Here is a 2,250-nt window from a genome sequence, read left to right as displayed (position 1 = left end):
GGGCAGCGCCAGAGCTGTATAAGAGACAGCCCGTTGCCCTCCCGTCCACCGAACGGAGAACCCCGCGTGACCGACCCGACCTCCCTCGACGCCGGTGGGCTGACCGCCGGTTACGCCGCCGGCGACTTCACCCCGGTGGATGTCGCCCTCGCCGTTCTGGAACGCGCCGCGGCGATCGACGCGATCGTGAACGCCTTCGTCGTGATCGACGCCGAGGGGGCCCTCGATGCCGCCCGGGAGTCGGCCGCGCGCTGGGCTGCGGGGTCCCCCCTCGGCCCCCTGGACGGGGTCCCGGCGAGCGTCAAGGACATCCTGCTGCAACGGGGCCGGCCCACCCTGCGGGGATCGGCCGCCGTCGAGCCCACCGGACCGTTCACCGAGGACGCCCCCTCGGTGGCCCGGCTGCGCGAGGCCGGGTGCGTGCTGATCGGCAAGACCACCACCCCGGAGTTCGGCTGGAAGGGCGTGACCGACTGTCCGCCGCACGGCGCGACCGGCAACCCGCACGCCCCCGACCGCACCGCCGGCGGCTCCAGCGGCGGGGCCGCCGCCGCGGTGGCGTTCGGCGCCGGTCCGCTGGCCCTGGGCACCGACGGCGGCGGCTCGGTGCGGATCCCGGCCGCCTTCTGCGGGATCTTCGCCCTCAAGCCCACCTACGGCCGGGTCCCGCTGTACCCGGCGAGCGCCTTCGGCACGCTCGCGCACGTGGGACCGATGACCCGGACGGCCGCCGACTCGGCCACCCTGCTGGACGTCATCGGTCGCCCCGACACCCGGGACTGGTCGCATCTGGGGCCCCCGCCCGCCGGCTACCGGGCGGCCCTGGAACCCCCCGCCGACACCACCGTCTCCCGGCCACTGGCCGGCCTGCGGGTCGCCGCGTTGCACGGCCGCATGGCGCCGGAGGCCAAGGACGAGGTGATGCGCCGTTTCTCCGCCGGCGAGGTGGATGTCCTGGTGGCCACGACCGTCATCGAGGTCGGGGTGAACGTCCCCAACGCCACGGTGATGGCGATCATGGACGCGGACCGCTTCGGGGTCTCCCAGCTGCACCAGCTGCGGGGGCGGGTGGGGCGTGGCGAGCACCCGGGGCTGTGCCTGTTGGTGACGGATCTGCCCGCAGCCGCCCCGGCCCGGGCCCGCCTGGAGGCCGTGGCCTCCACCCGGGACGGCTTCGAGCTCTCGCGCATCGACCTGGAACAGCGGCGCGAGGGGGATGTCCTCGGGCAGGCCCAGTCGGGCGGGCGCAGTTCGCTGCGGATGCTCGCCGTCATCGAGGACGAGGACATCATCGCGGAGGCGCGCCGGGAGGCCGGTGAGCTGGTGGAGCGCGATCCGGAGCTGGTCCGGACACCCGCTCTGCGCACCGCGCTGGACGCCCTGCTCGACGCCGAGCGGGAGGAGTTCCTGGAACGGGGCTGAGCTCCCCCGCGGCCCCTCGGTCCGCTCCGCCCACCCTCGGCGCGGTGTCGGCGGACGGCCCCGGAGGCGGCCTCCGGGGCTCCGCCCGGAGCCCCGGATTGTCGGTGCCGCCCGGGAGAATGGGAACGTTCCGCGGTGATCCGTCCGGATCCACGCGGTTTCATCCCGGCCCGTCGGGCCCGGACCACTGGGGGTCTTCCATGGCGTTCCGACACATCAACGAGCTCCCCCTCGGGGACAAGATCTTCCGCGTCGAGCTGGCCAGTGACGACGACATCACCCTGACCCTGACCCTGACCGGATGGCGCGAGGAGGAGCCGGGAGCGCCGATCGCGGACGGCATGCTCACCATGCCCCTCGCCGACGTCCCCACCCTCCGCATCGCCCTCAACCGCGGTCTGCGGGCGCTGGCCCTCGCGGCGGACGTCGCCGAGCCCATCCCGGACCGGGACATCCTCCGCGAGCTGTTCCCCGGCCACGGTGCCCCGTGGGTTCCGCAGCACGAGGAGGACCTGACCCGCCGGTTCCACGCCGGGGAGACCGTGGCGCGGATCGCCGCCCGCTTCGGGCGGACCCCGGACTCGGTGCGGACCAAGCTCCGGGAGCTGGGCCACGACCCGCGCCGTCCGGAGTACTGCCCTCCGGACGGTTGCCTGTCGTGGTCCCGGTACGCCTCGCCCGCCCTGCTCGGCTCCCCCGTCGGGGAGGGCGGCGCCGCGGAGTGATCCCGGCCCCCCGGCGCGCGGCGCGCGGGCCCGTCCGGCCCCGGTCGGGCGGGCTCCGCCGGGCGGCGCCGTATAGCGTGGGACGCACCGTTCCCCTCCCGTC

The 2,250-nt window shown here is 75.4% G+C and carries 2 protein-coding genes; both read left to right on the top strand.

The window, feature by feature from the left end; genetic code table 11:
* Positions 1 to 1,422, top strand: a 1,422-nt coding sequence (locus tag FOE67_RS23225) for an amidase family protein (RefSeq protein WP_267133361.1), incomplete at its 5' end; no start/stop codon positions are given.
* Positions 1,423 to 1,622: 200 nt separating this feature from the next.
* Complete coding sequence (locus FOE67_RS23220) at positions 1,623 to 2,147, top strand: hypothetical protein (RefSeq protein WP_182666795.1); 525 nt, start codon at positions 1,623 to 1,625, stop codon at positions 2,145 to 2,147.
* Positions 2,148 to 2,250: the final 103 nt, after the last annotated feature.

Origin of the sequence: Streptomyces calidiresistens (genome assembly GCF_014141525.1) — a bacterium.
Taxonomy (GTDB): Bacteria; Actinomycetota; Actinomycetes; order Streptomycetales; family Streptomycetaceae; genus Streptomyces; species Streptomyces calidiresistens.
This window is presented reverse-complemented; position numbering and strand designations above follow the sequence as displayed.